The 19,179-nt window shown below is 57.5% G+C and carries 17 protein-coding genes; 12 read left to right on the forward strand and 5 right to left on the reverse strand.

The features are described 5' to 3' along the window. Positions 1 to 7: 7 nt before the first annotated feature. A complete protein-coding gene (locus IEW18_RS07655; RefSeq protein WP_188557241.1) occupies positions 8 to 1,783 on the reverse strand; it encodes a hypothetical protein in 1,776 nt (591 codons plus the stop codon). 360 nt (positions 1,784 to 2,143) lie between these two features. On the opposite strand from IEW18_RS07655, the gene IEW18_RS07660 reads away from it, so the two are divergent. Next, positions 2,144 to 2,803, forward strand: a complete 660-nt coding sequence (locus tag IEW18_RS07660; protein WP_188557242.1) for a lipoprotein signal peptidase — start codon at positions 2,144 to 2,146, stop codon at positions 2,801 to 2,803. A 280-nt stretch (positions 2,804 to 3,083) separates the two neighbouring features. Here IEW18_RS07660 and IEW18_RS07665 read toward each other — a convergent pair whose 3' ends face one another. Next, the gene (locus IEW18_RS07665; protein WP_188557243.1) at positions 3,084 to 4,070 is read right to left on the reverse strand and encodes an aldo/keto reductase; all 987 of its coding nucleotides are present in this window, start codon (positions 4,068 to 4,070) and stop codon (positions 3,084 to 3,086) included. A gap of 222 nt (positions 4,071 to 4,292) precedes the next feature. Between IEW18_RS07665 and IEW18_RS07670 the strand changes: the two genes are divergently transcribed. The 6 genes from IEW18_RS07670 to IEW18_RS07695 all read left to right on the forward strand — a co-directional run bounded on the left by IEW18_RS07670 (position 4,293) and on the right by IEW18_RS07695 (position 12,263). Further along, positions 4,293 to 6,314, forward strand: a complete 2,022-nt coding sequence (locus IEW18_RS07670; RefSeq protein ID WP_188557244.1) for an ABC transporter ATP-binding protein — start codon at positions 4,293 to 4,295, stop codon at positions 6,312 to 6,314. A 321-nt stretch (positions 6,315 to 6,635) separates the two neighbouring features. Further along, entirely contained in the window at positions 6,636 to 6,947 is a 312-nt protein-coding gene (locus IEW18_RS07675; protein ID WP_308428044.1) for a GIY-YIG nuclease family protein, read from the forward strand. Positions 6,948 to 7,322: 375 nt separating this feature from the next. Next, entirely contained in the window at positions 7,323 to 9,863 is a 2,541-nt protein-coding gene (gene rnr / locus IEW18_RS07680) for a ribonuclease R (RefSeq protein WP_188557245.1), read from the forward strand. Between the two features lie 367 nt (positions 9,864 to 10,230). Next, positions 10,231 to 11,202 (forward strand): polyprenyl synthetase family protein, encoded by a 972-nt coding sequence (locus IEW18_RS07685; protein ID WP_188557246.1) that lies wholly within the window; start codon positions 10,231 to 10,233, stop codon positions 11,200 to 11,202. Between the two features lie 35 nt (positions 11,203 to 11,237). Further along, positions 11,238 to 11,867 carry a rhomboid family intramembrane serine protease gene (locus IEW18_RS07690; RefSeq protein ID WP_308428045.1) on the forward strand — a complete coding sequence of 210 codons (630 nt, stop codon included), beginning with the start codon at positions 11,238 to 11,240 and terminating at the stop codon, positions 11,865 to 11,867. A gap of 111 nt (positions 11,868 to 11,978) precedes the next feature. Further along, positions 11,979 to 12,263 (forward strand): PLD nuclease N-terminal domain-containing protein, encoded by a 285-nt coding sequence (locus tag IEW18_RS07695; protein ID WP_188557247.1) that lies wholly within the window; start codon positions 11,979 to 11,981, stop codon positions 12,261 to 12,263. A gap of 85 nt (positions 12,264 to 12,348) precedes the next feature. Here IEW18_RS07695 and IEW18_RS07700 read toward each other — a convergent pair whose 3' ends face one another. Next, on the reverse strand, positions 12,349 to 12,963 hold the full coding sequence (locus tag IEW18_RS07700) for a DUF2939 domain-containing protein (RefSeq protein WP_188557248.1): 615 nt from the start codon (positions 12,961 to 12,963) through the stop codon (positions 12,349 to 12,351). Positions 12,964 to 13,094: 131 nt separating this feature from the next. Between IEW18_RS07700 and IEW18_RS07705 the strand changes: the two genes are divergently transcribed. From IEW18_RS07705 to IEW18_RS07715, 3 genes are all read left to right on the forward strand, one after another. Further along, positions 13,095 to 13,937: a glycerophosphodiester phosphodiesterase family protein gene (locus IEW18_RS07705; RefSeq protein WP_188557249.1), complete on the forward strand. Its 843-nt coding sequence runs from the start codon at positions 13,095 to 13,097 to the stop codon at positions 13,935 to 13,937. 298 nt (positions 13,938 to 14,235) lie between these two features. After that, positions 14,236 to 14,634, forward strand: a complete 399-nt coding sequence (locus IEW18_RS07710; RefSeq protein WP_188557250.1) for a helix-turn-helix domain-containing protein — start codon at positions 14,236 to 14,238, stop codon at positions 14,632 to 14,634. Positions 14,635 to 14,953: 319 nt separating this feature from the next. Continuing rightward, positions 14,954 to 15,424, forward strand: coding sequence for an acyl-CoA thioesterase (locus tag IEW18_RS07715; RefSeq protein ID WP_188557251.1), 471 nt, complete (start codon positions 14,954 to 14,956; stop codon positions 15,422 to 15,424). A gap of 148 nt (positions 15,425 to 15,572) precedes the next feature. Here the strand turns inward: IEW18_RS07715 and IEW18_RS07720 are convergent, their stop codons facing one another. After that, positions 15,573 to 15,896, reverse strand: coding sequence for a DciA family protein (locus IEW18_RS07720; RefSeq protein WP_188557252.1), 324 nt, complete (start codon positions 15,894 to 15,896; stop codon positions 15,573 to 15,575). 66 nt (positions 15,897 to 15,962) lie between these two features. After that, positions 15,963 to 17,075, reverse strand: a complete 1,113-nt coding sequence (gene recF / locus IEW18_RS07725) for a DNA replication/repair protein RecF (protein ID WP_188557253.1) — start codon at positions 17,073 to 17,075, stop codon at positions 15,963 to 15,965. A gap of 68 nt (positions 17,076 to 17,143) precedes the next feature. On the opposite strand from recF, the gene pdhA reads away from it, so the two are divergent. Together pdhA and IEW18_RS07735 are read left to right on the forward strand one after the other, a co-directional pair. Further along, positions 17,144 to 18,319: a pyruvate dehydrogenase (acetyl-transferring) E1 component subunit alpha gene (gene pdhA, locus IEW18_RS07730; RefSeq protein WP_188557254.1), complete on the forward strand. Its 1,176-nt coding sequence runs from the start codon at positions 17,144 to 17,146 to the stop codon at positions 18,317 to 18,319. 52 nt (positions 18,320 to 18,371) lie between these two features. Further along, on the forward strand, positions 18,372 to 19,151 hold the full coding sequence (locus IEW18_RS07735; RefSeq protein WP_188557255.1) for a tetratricopeptide repeat protein: 780 nt from the start codon (positions 18,372 to 18,374) through the stop codon (positions 19,149 to 19,151). The last annotated feature ends 28 nt before the right edge of the window (positions 19,152 to 19,179 follow it).

Here is a 19,179-nt window from a genome sequence, read left to right on the forward strand (position 1 = left end):
ATAAGCCCTACCTCACTACCAGTTCCTGCCGAACTTCCTCTTTCAGCTTCTCTGACAGCACGCGGTAGACGTAGCGGCCCGGAACCAGGCGTAGTGACAGAACCTCGTCTGAGGGCCGTATTTCGTGGGTATAAATGGGCGCTATGTCCTCCCGGATGCCCAGCTCCTGCTGCAGGTATAGCTGCAGCATCCGGCGGCCGGTGGCGGCGCTGGGTTTGTAGGGGCGGAGGTCCAGGGAGGCCGGGCGGGCTTCGCTAGCGTCGGCGTAGGGCAACGGCAGCTGCTGGGGCGTGAAATTGTTGCGCACGACGAGTTCCGCTCCCGGATACAGCGCGCGGCGCTGGCCCCGTTGCAGCCGGTACACCACCTCGGCCGTGCCGGGTGCAGTGGCTGGCAGCGTGTTGAGCGGTTCGTTGGACAACCGTGACTGGTTGATGCGCAGCACTGGCCAACCCGTCAGCTCGGTGAACTGCTCGGGCAGTGATGTAGCGGGGGGCTGGCCTTTCTTCGCCAGCCGTTTGCTCATCATGTTGCCGCCGTAAATCAGCACCCGGGCCTGGGCATCGGGGCGCAGGGCAGCGTGCAGGGCGGTGGCCTGCGCCAGCTCCGGATTGACAACGTTTGGGCGGGTGTTATAGGCAATCAGCGTGAAGCCCAGCCGGCGGGCCGTGCGCACTAGGTTGGCGAAGGTAGCTTCCCGGGTTTCCGTGCCCGCCTGTAGCGGCAACGGGCTCAACGTACTCGCCGCCGAATCGTGTAGCGTCTCCAGGGCTAGGTAGCGGAACCCTTGCTGGTAGAGGCCCGGCAGCAGGGCCGCCGCCAGGGCCCGATGCTGGGGCTGGATAGGTGATTCGTCCAGCCATACCGCCCGGGCTGGGGCCGTGTGGCGCAGAATTTCCGGTACCGCCGCCACGCTTACCAACGTATCCGGCGTAGCGCGGCGGGGCCTAGTTGGGCTGGCCAGCGGTGGCGAAGCGGGCAACCGGATGTTATCCAAGTCCTGAAAATAGGCTACCGAATCGGCGTTGCCGGCCAGGGTGTGGTACTGCAGCAGGGCGTAGCGCAGCGTACCATCCAGGGAAGGGTCGGCGGGGGCGTGGCGGCTCTGGGCCAGGGCCGAAAGCGGGGCCAGGTAGTCACCGTTAGGCCGGTTCAGAAAGGCATCATTGGCCAGCCGCACCGGCGACACTACTCGCGGCCAGCGGCCCGGCTGCACCGAAGGAAACGTGAACGTCACGAACTCCGCGTCCATTTCTCTGCTGCGGTCCTTGATGGAGGTGCCGGGGCGCGAGCTGGCTTCGTCGGTGGCAACGAGGTAGAGCCAGCCTTGCTGGTCGGGTAGGGACGCGGCGTATTCCATCAGCAAATCGGGGCCGGCGGTGCCCGTGTGCTGGTAGCGGCCCGCCCCATTCTCCTGGAACCCCAGGGCGCGCCAGTCGGGGCTGCCGGCTACCCGCAGCCCGCGCAGCCGATACGTGGGCGCTAGGTTGGTTTGGCCTGTAAACAGCACGGCTGATTGACGGCGGGAAAAGCCGAGCTGTTTTAGCCGCGCTTTCGTCACCTCATCCGGCTTGTTGCGGGGCCGTAAGTTTATATCGTAGTCCCCGTTGAGCAGCAGGCAGGTGTTGAGCTGACGGTTATAAACGGTCGTCGTCATGGTGCGCTGCTGCTCGTTGCTGCGGGTGAGCGGATGCGGGGCGGCGCAGGCCCCCAAGCCTAGCGTACCTACTAGAAGTAAACGGGTTACGGTAGCGCAAGGGCCGCCAAAATGAATAGTCGACATAAGGATACAGATGGAGGTAGTGGATATGGAAATATATAACTAAAGCTTACACTTAACTAAAGCGCCTTCTTCGTTCCTGCCAGGAAGCATGAAACCCGCTGCTCCTTCCCGCCGGTAGCCCGGCCACGCGCTGGCATTAGAACCCGCGTGCTAGCAGCGAGGGTGCGCGCTGAGGCTGCCAGGAAAAAATTGCCTCCAGTAGATCGACCTTTTCGAAGGGTGTTTGGCATAACGTCGTACAAATCCTCTGAAATCGGGTTTAAATCGGCACAAAAGCTCTTTCAGATATATACTGGCGGGGTGGAAGCTGCCACGAGACGCTGCACTAGAAAGTCAAAAATTCTGCGTCACTTTGTACTTATGAAGTATTGGAAATACTACCTCGTGGCGCTGCTGGTCATCGTCATCGATCAGCTCTCGAAATGGGCGGTGCACCGCTACATGCCCATGGGGATGCCCGGCGAAGTGCCCGTGTTCGGCGACTGGTTTAAGCTGCACTACACGCTGAACCCGGGCATGGCCTTCGGGGTGGAGTTGCCGGCGCCCTACGGCAAGGTTATTCTCACGCTGTTTCGCTTGGTAGCCGTTACGGGCATTAGCTACTACATCTACCGCCTTTGGAAGCAGCACGCGCCCAGCGGCTTGCTCATCTGCATCAGTATGATTCTGGGCGGGGCCATTGGCAACCTGGTTGATTCCATCTTCTACGGCGTCCTCTACAACAATGCGCCCTTTAATGCGCCTACCCCCTGGCTGCACGGGCAAGTGATAGACATGCTGTTTGTGGACTTCCCGGACGGATTTTTTCCAGCTTCCTGGCCCTTTGTAGGTGGAGAAATCATCCCCGACTTCCCCATCTTCAACATTGCCGACTCCTGCATCTTTATCGGGGTCGTGCTGATCTTACTTTTCCAGAACCGCTTCTACAGCCAGCATCTGGAGGAAGCCCACCCCGTAGCCGCCGATGATGCCGCCGCTGCCCAGGCCCGCCGCGACGCCGAAGCCTCGGAGCTTGCCTAAGAACCACTACTCACAGAGCCAAAAGGCCCGCCGGAATTGCTCCGGCGGGCCTTTTGGTTAGTAGCCGAGCAGATACACGTATCTTAAACTACACCGTCATGCAGAGCCGGAGGCGAAGCATCTCGCTCGGCTGACTTCTGAGTTGCTACCACAACGTCAGCACGCGAGATGCTTCGCCTCCGGCTCTGCATGACCGGTAATTTGGCAACCTTAATCCGCGAGACGCTTCGGTTTAGGCTCTGCATGACTGTTTTAATGGCCCTTTGACTACCCGTTCTTCCTACCACACCTGATGCACCAGCGGCTTGATGCGCTGCTCGTAGACGGCGCGCACAGCCTGCATTTGCTCCGAAGTCAGGGCGGGTAGCTCGGCGGCTTGCAGATTAGAGGTGAGCTGGTCGGGGCGGGAGGCACCGGGAATCACGCAGCTTACTTCCTCGAACATGAGCACCCAGCACAGGGCCACGGGAGCGAGGTTGGGCTGATCGGGAAACACCTTTTTCAGCTCTTCCACGGCGGCCAGGCCTGTTTCGTAGTCTACGCCCGAGAAGGTTTCGCCTTTGTCGAAGGCGGCGCCGTCGCGGTTGAACTGGCGGTGGTCGTCGGGGGAGAAGGTGGTCTGGGGCGAGAACTTGCCGGTGAGCAGGCCGCTGGCCAGCGGTACGCGCACAATCAGGCCTACGTCGTGGCGCTTGGCTTCCTGGAACAGCAGCTCGGCGGGGCGCTGCCGGAACATGTTGAAGATAAGCTGAATGGTGGTGACGTTGGGGAAGGCGAGGGCCTTGAGGCCTTCTTCCACCTTTTCCACGCTCACGCCCAGGTTCAGAATCTTGCCTTCCTCCTTGAGCCGGTCAAACAGCTCAAAGATTTCAGGCCGGTAGTACACCTCCGTGGGCGGGCAGTGCAGCTGAATCAGATCCAGGGTTTCGAGCTGCATGTTGCGCAGGCTGGCTTCTACAAACTGGCGGAGGGCCGCGGGCTGGTAGGCCTCGTTGGTGTGGGGCTGCAGCTGGCGGCCGCACTTGGTGGCCACGTACACCCGCTCTGAGCGGCTGCGCACCAGCCGGCCCACGGCTTTTTCGCTTTCCCCGTCGCCGTACACATCGGCGGTGTCAATGAAATTAATTCCGCTGTCAACGGCGGCGTTGAGGATGGAATCGGCGGTTTCGTGGCTGAACGGGTCGCCCCATTTGCCGCCTACCTGCCAGGTGCCCAGGCTGATTTCGGAGACGTTGAAGCCGGTTTTACCAAGTGTGCGATACTGCATAAGGGTAGGAGGTAAAGAATGATTGAAGGTGTCAGAAGTAGAGAATTGGGCTGTCATTCCGAGCCGGGCCAGGAATCTGAGGTCACGAACCCGGGTTACCTGGCGGCCGACCCCGATTCCTGGCCCGGCTCGGAATGACAACTTCTGCATACGCCAGAAGCCCGCGGCAAGCTACTGCCGGCCTGCCTATCTTTACTTTTTTCCGCCTCGTCTTTCGTCGCCGTGTCCCAGCCCATTCTCTCCGTCCGCAACCTGACCATCGACTTCCAGAGCCACCGGGGCAACACGCGGGCCGTGGCCGACATTTCCTTCGACTTGCGGCGGGGCGAAACCCTGGCCATTGTGGGCGAGTCGGGCTCGGGCAAGTCGGTTACTTCCCTGGCCTTGATGGGGCTGATTCCGCTACCGCCCGGCCAGATTGTATCCGGCGAGGCGCGGTTTCAGTCGGAGGCACTAGGGGAGGTAGACTTGCTGCAGCTTACCGATCAGCAGCTGCAGCAGGTGCGGGGCAACGACATCAGCATGATTTTTCAGGAGCCGATGACGTCCCTGAACCCCGTGTACACCTGCGGCAGTCAGGTAGTGGAAGCCCTGCGCCTGCACACCACGCTTACGGCAAAAGAAGCCCAGGCCCGCACCGTGGAGCTGTTCACCATGGCCCAGCTGCCGCGCCCCGAGAAGATTTTCACGAGCTACCCCCACGAAATCAGCGGGGGGCAGAAGCAGCGCGTGATGATTGCCATGGCCATGGCTTGCAACCCCGCCATCCTCATTGCCGACGAGCCCACCACGGCCCTCGACGTGACGGTGCAGGCCCGAATGCTCCGCCTCATCGACGAGTTGCGCCGCCAGCACCACACAGCCGTCATCTTCATCACCCACGACCTGGGGGTAGTGGCCGAAATAGCCGACCGGATTCTAGTGATGTACCGCGGCCGGGTAGTGGAGCAAGGCCCGGTCCTGGACATTTTCACCAACCCCCAGCACCCCTACACCAAGGGGCTGCTGGCGTGCCGGCCAAAACTTTCGGTTGGCAAGAAAAAATTACCGGTAGTAGCCGATTTCATGCGTGAAACGGCGGATGGAGGCTTTATAGCTACTGAAAATAGCTCAACGCAAGTGCTTGCTACTGAAAATGGTGAGGGAGAAAAGCTAAACTCTCAAAATAGCTCTGAAACCACCAAAACGTTCCCCGTGGAACATTCTGTTTCACGCCCTTCGGAACCACAGTTTGGGCTGGATGTGGCCCCGAGCATGGAATCTGGGCAGCTATTGCTGCTAGAAGCAAGTAGTCCGACCAATCCCCCGCAGGGGTTGGTAGAACCACTCTCGTTGAACGAAGGCAACCCAGCCGTCAGTAACCTCAGCAGCGAGAGTGGTGCGACCAACCCTGCGGGAATTAGTCGGACCACAGCCGATGGACCCCTGTTAAGCGTGAAAGAACTGAACGTGCATTTCCCCATTCGGAAAGGCTTCTTCAACCGGAACAAGGAATATGTGCGCGCCGTGGATGGGGTAAGTTTCAACATCTACCCCGGCGAAACGGTGGGGCTGGTGGGGGAGTCGGGCTGCGGCAAAACCACGCTGGGCCGGACCTTGCTGCGGCTGGTGGAGCCCACCTCGGGCAGCATCCTGTTCGAAGGGGTAGACCTGGCCACCCTGCCCGCCGAGGAGCTGCGCCGCAAGCGCCGGGAGTTTCAGATGGTGTTCCAAGACCCTTACGCCGCTCTGAACCCCATGATGACCGTGGGCGAGGCCATCCTGGAGCCCATGCGCGTGCACCGGGTAGGCGGCACGAAGCAGCAGCAGAAAGACCGGGTGCTGGAGCTGCTGCGTACCGTGGGGCTGAAGGAGGAACATTACCAGCGCTACCCCCACGAGTTTAGCGGCGGCCAGCGCCAGCGCATCTGCATTGCTCGGGCCCTGGCCCTGCAGCCCAAGTGCATCATCTGCGACGAGTCCGTGTCGGCCCTCGACGTGTCGGTGCAGGCCCAGGTGCTCAACCTGCTCAACGACCTCAAGCGCGCGTTCGGCATCACCTACCTCTTCATCACCCACGACCTCTCCGTAGCCCGCTTCATGTCGGACCGCCTGCTGGTCATGCGCCAGGGTCAGATTGTGGAAAGCGGCCCCGCCGCCGAGCTCTACGCCAACCCCCAGCACGAGTACACCCGGCAGCTGCTGGCCGCCATTCCTAAAGACGAGCCCGCCGACATCCGCGCCGCCGTGGCAGGTAGGGCGTAGGAGGGAAGTAGGTAGTGATGCCCTCGTCTGTTATTCCGAGCATGTGGGGCCTCCTACTTGGCTGACGTTGGGGAGTAACCTTCGAGAGTAACTGTCATGCAGAAGCGGAGCCGAAGCATCTCGCGTGCATTGTCTGGTTAGTCTAGCAATGTCAGCACGCGAGATGCTTCGGCTCCGCTTCTGCATGACATTCTGCCCCTATTGTTATTCCTGCTAGGGTGTGTGCACAGTAACTTAACAGGCCGTCATGCAGAGCGCAGCGAAGCATGACGGCCTGTTAAGTTACTGTGCACACACCCTAGCCAATTATTCATCAGCTCTGTGTACGTCTATCTGCTAACTAACCCAACTCGTACCGTCCTCTACACCGGCGTAACCAACGACCTGGAGCGGCGCTTGTATGAGCACAGCCAAGGGCTAGGCGAAGCGGGACGCTTTACGGGTCGGTATCAGTGCAACCTACTCGTGTATTTTGAAATGTTGCCCGATGCCCAGCAGGCTATAGCCCGCGAGAAGGAAATCAAAGGATGGAGCCGAGCAAAGAAGGAGCAGCTGATTGCTACGCTGAATCCGACGTGGGTACCTATCGAGTTAGGTACTTGGGATGGTGGCAACACAGCAGCCGGAAACTAATCTACCTCGCTAAACGTCGTAAGGCAGCTGACGTAAGTTGCCGCCTGTCATGCAGAGGCGTAGCTAAGCATCTCGCGTGCTGACGTTGCAACAAGTAACTCCCGATGTTAACACGCGAGATTCCTCGCACGCTCGGAATGACGGGCGGCAATTCTTCCTTCACGCGCTAGCGCCCTAGCCACGGCCGCAACCCAAGCGTAACCTCCCTTTTTCGACTAGAAATAGTTATTCCCCAATATATTCCGTATCATCTTTTCGAAGCCCGATTCCGGGCTGGATTACTTTACCCCGGGAAACCTCGTAGTACTACCAGTTTCCCACTCATTCAACCCCGCCGCCTGCGAAAAAGACAACCACTGGCGGCCCCTTTTCTACATGAAAGAAAAAGATGAATCCGCCGCCCCCCGCGCCCCTCGCGCGAAGGCAGCCCGCCGTAGCGACGCCGCTGTGGCTTCCATTTCCAAGGACTTGGTGTTTCGCGTTTTCCGCGACAACCCGGGCAAAGTATTCTCCTACCGCCAGCTCTCCCGCCGCCTCGGCGTGACGACCAAAGAGCAGCGCGAAGACATTTTTGAACACCTGAAAAGCCTCAAGAAAAGCGGCCTGCTCACGCTGCTGCAGAACGACGACTACCGCCTGACCGATGCCGCCGCTGCCCAAGCTGCTACGGAGCCCGCCAGCGGCCGCAAAACGCGCCGCAACGAGCGGGAACCCTTCGCCGGCATGACCCGCGGGGGCGGCCGCCCCGTGGAAGCTGAGTTTGGCCAAGACCCCGTGGTGCACCGTCGGCGGGAGGCGGGCTTCGACTTCCCTAATGCCGATGACCCGACTACTCCCCGCCGCGGCCGGCACGACCAGGGTGGCAGTGAAACCATCACCGGCACTGTGGCCTTAGCTACCGACAAGTACGCTTTCGTCATCTCAGAAGAAAGCGAGCAGGATGTGCGCGTGTTCACCGACCGACTCAAGTTTGCCATGCACGGCGACACGGTGCGCCTGCGCCTGCGTGGCTCCCGCGACGGCCGCCCCGTCGGCGACGTGGTGGAGGTCGTAAACCGGGTGCGTCCGGAGCTGGTGGGGCGCCTGCACCTGCAGGGCGGCATCGGCTTTGTGAAGGCTGACAACCGCAAGATTTATTTCGACGTGTTCGTGCCTTTCGAGAACCTGAACGGCGCCAACCACGGCGAAAAGGTGCTGGTGCGCATTGCCGAGTTTCCGGAGAACGATGCCGGCCAGTTGCCCGTGGGTCAGGTGGTACGCAGCTTCGGTAAGGCCGGCGAAAACGAGGCCGAAATCAACGCCATCATGGCGGAGTTCGGACTGCCGTTTGAGTTCCCGGCTGAGGTAGAAGAAGAGTCGGAAAGCATTCCGCTGGAGATTCCGCAGAGCGAGATTGAGCGCCGCCGCGACTTCCGCCACATCACCACCTTCACCATCGACCCGGTTGATGCCAAAGACTTCGACGATGCCCTCAGCATTCAGCAGCTCGAAAACGGGCACTGGGAAATTGGGGTGCACATTGCCGACGTGACCCACTACGTACGCCCCGGCATGGCCCTGGAAAAGGAGGCCCGCTACCGCGCTACCTCCGTCTACCTCGTGGACCGCGTGATTCCCATGCTACCCGAGCGCCTCAGCAACGGCCTCTGCTCCCTGCGCCCCCACGAAGACAAACTGACCTTCTCGGCCGTGTTTGAGCTCGATGAGAAGGGCAAGCTCTACAACTCCTGGTTTGGCAAAACCATCATCCACTCAGACCGCCGCTTTGCTTATGAAGAGGCGCAGGAGCGCATTGAAGGGCTGGACGCGGACTACACCGCCGAGATTCAGCTGATGAACGACATTGCCAAGAAGCTGTGTGCCGCCCGCTTCAAGCAGGGCGCCATCAGCTTCGAAACCCAGGAGGTGAAGTTCAAGCTGGATGAGCAAGGCAAGCCGCTGGGCGTGTACGTGAAGGAGCGCAAGGATGCCCACAAGATGATTGAGGAGTTCATGCTGCTAGCCAACCGCAAGGTGGCCGAGTTCGTGTTCAAGCTCAAAAATCGGAAGCCCCGCTTCACGATGGTATACCGCGTACACGACGCCCCCGATGAGGAGCGCCTGGCCAACTTTGCCCTCTTCGCCCAGAAGTTCGGCCACCAGCTCGACCTCTCGAACCCGAAGAAGCTGAGCACGGAACTAAACGATTTGAGCAGTGAGGTAGTGGGCCGCCCGGAGCAAAACGTCATCCAGACGCTGGCCATCCGGACCATGGCCAAGGCTACCTACACCACCGATCCGCGCGGGCACTTCGGCCTGGCTTTCGAGCACTATTCGCACTTCACCTCACCCATCCGTCGTTACCCCGACATGATGGCCCACCGCCTGCTGGAGCACTACCTCGAGGGCGGCAAGAACGTGGAGGTGGAGGCCATTGAGGAAGAGTGCAAGCACTCTTCGGAGCGCGAAAAGCTGGCCGCCAATGCCGAGCGCGCTAGCATCAAATACAAGCAAGTAGAGTTCCTGCAGGACCGCATCGGCGACACGTTCACCGGCGTGGTGTCGGGCCTGACGGAGTGGGGCCTCTACGTCGAAATCGAGGAGAACAAGTGCGAGGGCATGGTACGCGTGGCGGACATTCCTGGCGACTTCTTCGAGCTGGACAAAGACAACTACCGCCTAGTAGGCCAGCGTAGCAAGCGCATCATCCAGTTCGGCGACGAGCTGCAGGTGGTAGTGAAGGCCGCCAACCTGCTGGACCGCACCATCGACTTCGAGCTGGTGGACAACCGCCCCGATGCCGTGAAAAACCGCGAGCGGGAGGAGCGCGACGCCGGTCGGGAAAGCCGCCGCGGCTACCGCCCCGAGCGGAGCGGCAGTGGTAGTAAAGGTGGCAAAGGCGGCCGCCCCGGCGGCGAGAACAAGCGCCGCCGGTAAAATAAACCTGAGAATATCGGGTCTGTCATCCTGAGCAAAGCGAAGGACCTTATTACGCAGGAACCAGCCGTGAATGCGGCAGCTGTTCCTGCGTAATAAGGTCCTTCGCTTTGCTCAGGATGACAGACTTTTTTTATGGGTTTGCCTCCCACCCGTATTTAACTCCGAAACCCAAAAGGTTGTCATTCCGAGCCCCGCGAGGAGTCTCGCGTGCTGACGTTGTGGTGGTAATTCCAACGTCAGCACGCGAGATTCCTCGCGGGGCTCGGAATGACAACCTTTCACCTCATCACCTCATCACCTTTCACTCCACGACCCCATCACCTCATCTTCCGTACCTTTCCCATCCGAACTTTTACCCCATTCCGTGGATCTGTCCCAACTCACTGACCGCATCAATTCTGCCCTGGCACCTCTGCAATACGGCGAGCAGCCCACGGCCCTCTACGAGCCTATTCGCTACATCATGGCCCTCGGGGGCAAGCGCATTCGGCCCCTGCTGACCTTGCTCGGGGCCCAACTCTTTACCGATGAACTGGAGCCCGCTCTAAAGCCTGCCCTGGCTACGGAGGTCTTCCACAACTTCACCCTCCTGCACGACGACCTGATGGACCAGGCGCCCCTGCGCCGGGGCCAGGCCACGGTGCACGAGAAATGGAACCCCAACGTGGCCATTTTGAGCGGCGACGTGATGCTGGTGCGGGCCTACGAACTCTTCCTCGATGTGCCCGCCGCGCTGCTGCCCCACGTGCTGCGCCGCTTCTCCCAAACGGCCGCCGAGGTGTGCGAGGGCCAGCAGTGGGACATGAACTTCGAGACGGAAACCGAGGTCAGCATCGTGCAGTACCTAGACATGATTCGGCTGAAGACGGCCGTGCTGCTGGGCTTTGCCCTGGAGTTGGGCGCCCTGCTCGGCGGCGCTTCCCGCCAGGATGCCGACCACCTGCGCCAGTTCGGCGTGGGCATCGGGGTAGCCTTTCAGCTCCGCGACGACCTGCTGGATGTGTACGGCGACGCGGCCACCTTCGGCAAGCGTGTGGGCGGCGACATTCTCAGCGACAAAAAAACCTACCTCCTGCTCACGGCCCAGGCCCAGGCCAGCGAAGCGCAGCGGGCTACCCTGGCCCAGCACATCGGTCAGCCCGTGGCTAGTGCCGACGCCAAGGTGCAAGCCGTACGGACCATCTACGACGAGCTCGAAATTCGCCCTCAGACGGAGGCTCTCATCAATGACTACTTCCTGGATGCTTTGCAGCACTTGGAGCGCGTAGCGGCCCCCGAAACGCGTAAAAATCCCCTTCGCCAGTTGGCCTTGCAACTCATGGAGCGGGAGCAATAGCCCCACCACTTCTTTCTGCCCTTCTTTCAACCCGTATGGAATTGTCTCCTACCCTAATCCTGACCGTGCTGACGGCGGGCATCTCTCTTTACGCTTGGTCGAATCCGGCCTTTCTGGATAGCTGGATTCTGGAACCCTACCGCGTAAAGCGCAACAACGACTACTACCGCTTTATTACCTCGGGGTTTCTGCACGCCGACTTTGGGCACTTGCTGTTCAATATGCTGGCGTTCTACTCCTTTAGCCAGATAGTAGAAACCGTATTTTTCGGCGTCTTCGGACCCACGACCGGCCTGCTGTACTTTCTGCTGCTGTACTTAGGCGGCATTGTGCTGTCGGATGTGCCTACCTACCTGCGCCACCGCGACGACCCCAACTACCGCAGCCTTGGGGCTTCGGGGGGCGTTGCTTCCGTTGTGTTTTCGGCTATTCTGTTCAACCCTACCGCCGGTATCCGAATTTTCCCGATTCCCGTGGCCATTCCAGGCTTCATTTTCGGCTTTCTATACCTGGCTTACTCCTACTACATGGGCCGCCGCCGGGGCGACAACATCAACCACGACGCCCACTTTTACGGGGCGCTGTACGGTATCGTACTGACTCTCATTCTGATACCAAAAGTTGGGCCGCTGTTCTTTGACAAGATTCGGGAGTTTATTAATTAAGTAATTGATTATAAGATATTTAGCAATATAATGCTTGCCTGATAATATCCATTTCAGGTGATGTGCGTACAGAACGACATACTCTCTACCATTCTACACACTCCCTGCACCATGAATAAGCTTGTTTCCTCACTCACCAGCAACCGTTCCTTCACCCTGACCGGTATTCTGGCCTTCCTGATGTCATTTGCGTTGAGCAGCTGCGGCCGCACTCGTAATGCTGACGGCTCCTTGACTACGGCTGGCGTTATTCACTTGATTCTGGCCGTATATGCCTTGTTCAAGTTGTTCCAGCAGCCGTGGTCAATCGGTAAGAAAATCGTGTGGGGTCTGATCATCTTCTTCTTCCCCTTCCTTGGCTCACTAGCCTTCCTGCTGTTCGGCAAAGACAAATAGTGGGTAATTACCTTCCACGAAAAAGCCCCTACACTCACTGAGTGTCGGGGCTTTTTCGTGGAAGGTAGTTGCGTAAGCTACTGTCTTACTTGCCGACTAGCCGCTGCTTTTCCAGGCGCGCTACTTGCTTCAGAATATCACCTGTATTCGTAATTTCCGTAGCCTGCCAATAGTCGCCCTGGTCACGCATTTTTACTTCTAGCACGAGGGTAGTATCGTAGCGAGGTTGCGTAAACTCCAGGCCCACCAGCGCCTGCTCGCCCTCCTCGTGGGTGTACTTCACCCCCTTAAACCTGCTGTCAGGGCCTACTACCTTGCCCACCACGCCTAGCACTGATACGCCCATTGGTTTAGGCGCCGCCGCTGCGGCTTCTACTGAACCCGTCTCAACGTAGCGCTGCACTTCCTGGCGAGCTGCCTGTGCCAGCTGGGGCTTTAGCAGGCGCAGAGCTCCTTTCATAGCCAGTCCTCCCGGGTTCAGCATTCCCAGAACCGAGCTTTGCGCCGTAACCTGGTCAACCAGGTTGCTAGTCACGCTGCTCACGTCTACGTAGCGCTCAAAAGCCGCCGGGTCGTGGTCTTGCACCGCCTTTGCGGCCTGCAGCAGCGAGTATTCAGGGCCCGTCGTTAGGTTTTTGTAGTAGAGGTAGGCGCCAATTGCCAAGCCAATGAGAAGCAGGCTCAGGATGGTTTTTTTCATAAGTGAAGAGGTAGAGGGGGAAAAGCCGTACACGGGTAAAAATAGAAGGATTTTGCCCGGTTTTGGCGTGCTCATCTGGGCTGCCTGCTTCTCATTGTAGCTCTGTACTCCACCTCCTACTCTTAATATGTATGGCTACTACGCCTTTCCCTGAAGTGCACGGGCACCGTGGTTGCCGTGGTTTGCGACCAGAAAATACTATTCCTGCCTTCCTACACGCCCTAACGTTGGGAGTTGATGTGGTAGAAATGGACGTGGTCATCTCGGCCGATAACCAGGTAGTCGTATCACATGAGCCCTGGATGTCGGCTGCTATTTGTCGTACTCCAGTGGGCCAGCCAATCTTAAGCGAACAGCAGAAGCAACATAACTTATATCAGCTGCCTTACACCGCCATCCGGCAGTACGACTGTGGCCTAACCCGGCATCCGTACTACCCTGAACAGGTACCCGAGCCTGCCAGCAAGCCGCTACTGCGCGAGGTAGTGGAGGCCCTCGATAAGCTTGCGTATCAGCTCGGCCGCTGGCCGGTACGCTTCAGCATTGAGCTCAAAAGTACCCCCGAAGACGACGGCTTATATCACCCGGCGCCCTCACGCTTTTTAGAGCTGGTCTTGCTCGAACTACACGCCTTATCCCTGCTGGCCCGCACCACGCTGCTGTGCTTTGACAAGCGTGTTCTACAGGCTGCCCGGCAGGTAGTCCCAGGCGTGCCTTTGTGCCTGTTGGTAGAGGATGAGAAGTCCTTGTCAACTCACTTGGCGGAGTTAGGTTTTATGCCCTCTGTTTATGGCCCCAACTTCCACTTGCTGACTCCGCAGCTAGTGGCTGAACTGCGCCAACTGCACATTGAATTGGTGCCCTGGACTGTGAATGAGCCCACCGATTTACGCAGCATTCTGGCCTACCAACCCACGGGAATTACTACTGACTATCCGGACCGGCTATTGGCCCTGCGGAACACTGTACGATAGCCTGTTCAGCTGCTCCAGAAAGGCTTTAGGCAGTAACGCATCAACTGGCAAGGAATACAGGTTGTTTAGGACACAATGCATTCTAATAGTGTGTACCTGTTACGTGTTCAGCCCCTTGTTATATATGTTACATTAATTTCTGTAACACGGCTACCTTTGTAAAGTGTATCATTGTACCTATATTACAGTGATACACGTGTAATATTGATTTGCTGTGAATCATAATTGTAGCCATTGTATTGTGTACATGTGACACTATGTTATATTTACAGACCCATCTTTTGTCACCCGTCATTCTATGCCACATCAGGGCGAAATACTGCAGGAAGCCATCAAAAACAGCGGAATATCAATCACGCGAATAGTGGACGAACTGGGTATTACACGTCCGACCATATACCGCAAATTCAAAGAAGAGACACTTGATTACGCTTTTGTAAAGCGAGTGGGTGATATAATATCTCACGACTTTTCTCAAGACTTTACAGTCACACAACAATCTGCTTTTCTTTTTGTAACACCAAGTGTTTCAAGTAATGTTGCATCTGTGCCGGATAAAGTTGTAACACCTCGTAACGTGCCTCTTACTGTAACAGAGCCTGACTTGGGAAAACAGCTTCTGGCGCTTCAGCAGAAGTATATCGCCTTATTAGAAGCTTACAATGAGCTTTTATTGAAGGTGTATGGCCCAAAGTGACAAAAACGTTCCACGTGAAACATATTTGTTCGCTTAACAGTGGTCTTGCCTGTTACTAAGCCATGTCAATGGGTAGGAGTAACCGAAGGGAGAGGGTAATCGGCGGAACGAGCAAAGACAAGCGGATAGTAGTCTGGGCTGCTAGGTAGGAACGGTAGAAGGAGGTAAGGGAAGCTCGAATTGTTAAAGTCGCCGCCGTACAGAGTGGCGCTACTTTGCGGGCTAAATCCGCCGTCATATTTCACCAATAGTTATAATCCCCAACACCCTGCCGGAATACCGTTCAGTGCCTTATTCCCGAGTAACGCTAACGGAGTTGATGATTCCTTCTTATACCAGTTTTGGCGGCACCATTCACGGTGGTATTCTGCTCTCGCTAACAGACAAAGTAGCCTACGCCGCCGCCTCAAAGCACGCCGGTAACTACTACGTTACGGTGAGCGTGGATGGGGTAAACTTTCTGCAGCGGGTGGAGGTAGGTGAGTTGGTTTCCTTGCTGGCTTCCGTAAACTACGTAGGCCGAACCTCCCTGCTGGTCGGCATCAAGGTAATTGCCGAAGACGTTCGGAATGGTAGTGTCAACTACACCAACACCTGCTACTTCACTAGGGTAACCAAAGACGATGCCGGGAAGCCAACCACAGTGCCCAGCCTAATATTGGAGACCAGCGAGGATACCCGTCGTTTCCTGGAAGCCATCAAACGACGGGAGTTCAAGGAACAGTACAGCCGCGAGTTCAATAATGCCCGCTCGGTACTTGCCGCTGAGCAGCAGTTGCACCTCCTGTAGCGGGAGCGGTGCCAGCTGGGGTACTAAGTGAACGATGATATCGTAGGAGTAGGGGAGGAGGTATAGTCAATAAAGCCAAGTGCCGCGCCGCCAAAACTTTGCCAACCTGTAGTGGGGTTGGGTACTGCACAAGGCGAGAGGCCTCCTGCTACAGGAATACTACTTCCTTAATAATGTCTTCTCCAACCTCGGCATTCAAATTCTCTAGAACCCGGGTCTTGGCCATAATGAGTTCGTGCTTGAGCGGAGCCGAAGTTAAGCGCACAAAAAGCTTGTGGTTGCTAACATAGACCTCCTGGGTTTTCATAGCAATTGCCTTGCCCATGACCCGCTCCCAGCTAGCAACGACTGTCACCTCATTGAGCTTTCCCTGCAACCGATAAGCGCGCAGCAACGCCGTAATACCATCCTTCAGCGGGACGATGTCAGACTTGCGGGAATTTTCGGAGGGGAAAGGTTTTTTGAAAGCCATTGTATTTCTTAACGCGCGAAGGAGCAGCTTGTTGTTGCTCTTTTCAAAGGTACTACGGCCCTGCTGCTAAAGCGGCGTAACAGTGCCAGATTCAACCCGAAACCGGCGGATATCATCAGAGAGGGTAGCCAAAACCCGGTCAGTTCGCTCTAGGTGTGTATCGGTTAGAAAGATTTGCCCGAAGGTGTGATTGGCTACTAACTGCATCAGCCGGGTAATACGCTTTTCATCAAGCCGATCAAAAATATCATCGAGTAGCAGCAACGGCTTGTGCTGCTTGTGCTGGGCCAGCACTTCAAATTGGGCTAGCTTCAGAGCTATGGCGAAGGATTTTTGCTGACCCTGCGAGCCGTAACCTTTTACCGCCAGCTCATCCATAAGAAAGGTCACATCGTCGCGGTGGGGGCCTGCACTGGTGCGTTGCAATAAGAGGTCCTTGCGCTCATTCAGGCGAAGCAGCTTTAGAAAATCGGAGTTAGGTAATTCGCTCTTATACGCCAGGGTCACCTGTTCCCGGGCATCGGCAAGTTGCTCGTAGTGGCGCTGAAACACCGGCTCGAACTCGGCCAAGAACTCTTGCCTCCGTTTTACCAACTGTTCCCCAATCGGCGCCAACTGCTCATCCAGTACCAAGAGGTAGTCCCGGTCATAACCGGCCTGACGATCCGCTGCCAACTTAAGCAAGGAGTTGCGTTGCTTGAGCAGGTGAGTGTAGCGGATCAAGTGCTCCAGGTATTCGTGGTCGAGCTGGGAGATGAGGCTATCGAAGTACTTGCGGCGCTCCTCACTACCCTGCCGGATAAGGTCGGTATCATAAGGAGAAATCAGCACAACTGGGTAGCGGCCGATGTGATCCGAGATTCGCTCGTAGGGCTGCTTGTCGTGGGTGAGGGTTTTCTTCTGACCCTGGCGCAAACTGCACTGAATGGTTTCGGACTTCTCTCCTGGTTCTGTACGGAACCGGCCTTTCACCACAAAGAACTCAGCACCCTGGTTGATGCTGTGGGCATCGGAGCTAGTAAAAGCACTCTTGGTTAAGGAGAGGTAGTGAATGGCATCCAGCAGATTCGTCTTACCACTTCCGTTGTCACCCACGAAACAGTTGATGTGGGGCGAGAGGCCTAAGTTGGCTTCTTCGTAGTTTTTGAAAAACAGTAAGTGGAGGCTTTCGAGTATCATGCGTAGGGTTCGGAATTGCAATCCTTTTACGTACTTTCGCATCCCAAACGCGAACAACCGAAAGCAAGATGGCGGAGACGAAAGTAAAGGCTGCCCCCAAGGCTTCCAATTCGACGAACAAATCGTCGGCCCCGAAAGCTGCCCCCAAAGGCAAGGCTGCTACCGATACGGTAAAGCAGCCCGATCCAGTGTTGCCCCCCGCAAATAGCGAGGCCGCAGCAGCTACCGGTGCTCCTAAAGCAACTACTCCGGCCCAGCCGGAATTCCCAAAGGAGACCTACCTGCAGTGGTATGAGCAAATGCAGCTCATGCGTAAGTTTGAAGAAAAGGCCGGCCAGCTGTATGGTCAGCAAAAGATTAAAGGTTTCTGCCACCTCTACATCGGGCAGGAAGCGTGCGTAGCCGGTGCCGTGTCGGCCCTGACTAAGGGTGATAAGTGGATTACTGCTTACCGGGACCACGCCCACCCGCTGGCCCTGGGCACCTCGCCCAACGCCATCATGGCTGAATTGTTTGCGAAGGCTACCGGTTGCTCCAAGGGGAAAGGCGGCTCCATGCACATCTTCGATAAGGAAGTAAACTTTATCGGCGGCCACGGCATCGTGGGCGGTCAGGTTCCGCTCGGGGCCGGCATTGCCTTTGCCGAGAAGTACAACAAGACAGGCAACCTCTGCATTTGCTACATGGGCGACGGGGCCGTGCGCCAGGGCGCTTTGCACGAAGCCTTCAACATGGCCATGCTCTGGAAACTGCCCGTCATCTTCGTGGTGGAAAACAACGGGTATGCCATGGGTACCTCGGTGCAGCGGACCTCCAACGTGACGGAACTGTACACCCTGGGTGAAGGCTATGACATGCCCTCCGAGCCGGTGAATGCCATGAACGTAGAGGACGTGCACAACGCCGTTGCCCGGGCTGCCGAGCGTGCCCGCGCTGGAGAAGGCCCAACCTTCCTGGAGTTTAAGACCTACCGTTACAAGGGTCACTCCATGAGCGACCCCGCCAAGTACCGCACCAAAGAAGAGCTGGAGGATTACCGTTCCCGCGACTCTATCGAAGCTGTCCGCCACACCATCCTGACCCACAACATGGGCACAGAGGAGGAGCTAACGGCTATCGACGAGAAGATCAAGGCGCAGGTGCAGGAGTCGGTGGAGTTTGCGGAAAACTCGCCCTATCCTACGGCCGATGAGCTGTACAAGGATGTGTACGTGCAGCAGGACTATCCCTACATCCGCGACTAGTAGCGCGGGAGTTTATCAGGCCTTAACGGGGCCGCCTTTTTGAGTAACGCTCATGTCAAAAATTCCTTTCACAGGTAAAAGCCAACAGGCCCGCCAGCCGCAACAGCAGCGCGTCGTGTCCTCGGATCCGCTGCAGCCGGCGGAAGCATACAACCCGGAGCACCCGCTGCTGGAAGACCCCGATGCGTTGGCCATCCGTTTGGCCGAATCGGAAGACTTCCTGCGCCGCAACAAAAACGTACTGCTGGGCCTGCTGGCCTTGGTAGTGCTGGCCGTAGCCGGTGGCTTTGGCTACTACCTGTGGCGGGGTTCTCAGGATACCAAAGGGCAGGCCTCCCTGTTCCAGGCGGTAAACTACTGGGAAGCGGACTCTCTGCAGAAAGCCATGAAGGGCGACGGCAAGAACCTCGGTCTGGAGCGGGTAGCCTCGGAGTACAGCGGCACGGCTGCTGGCAACTTGGCTAACTTCTACGCCGGAGTAGCGGCGCTAAAGCAAGGCCAGTACAAGCAGGCCATTGATTACCTCGAGGACTTTAGCTCGGATGACTACCTGGTACAAGCCCGGGCCTACTCCCTGCTAGGTGATGCTCACCTGGAATTGAATCAGGCCAAGGAAGCGGCCGACTTTTACAACAAGGCCGCCAACCACAATGCCAATGAGCAGTTCTCGCCCGGCTACCTGCTGAAGGAAGCCACGGCCCGGGAACTGGCTAAGGACAATGCCGGCGCAATTGCCGCCTACGACAAAATCTTGACGGACTACCCTACTGCTGCCGAGGCTAACGAGGCCAAGCAGTACAAAGCCCGCGCCGAGGCACTGGCTGGTAAATAGCTATAGTTTTCTACGCAACAAAAAAGGA

This window comes from Hymenobacter glacieicola (assembly GCF_014640315.1).
Classification (GTDB): Bacteria; Bacteroidota; Bacteroidia; order Cytophagales; family Hymenobacteraceae; genus Hymenobacter; species Hymenobacter glacieicola.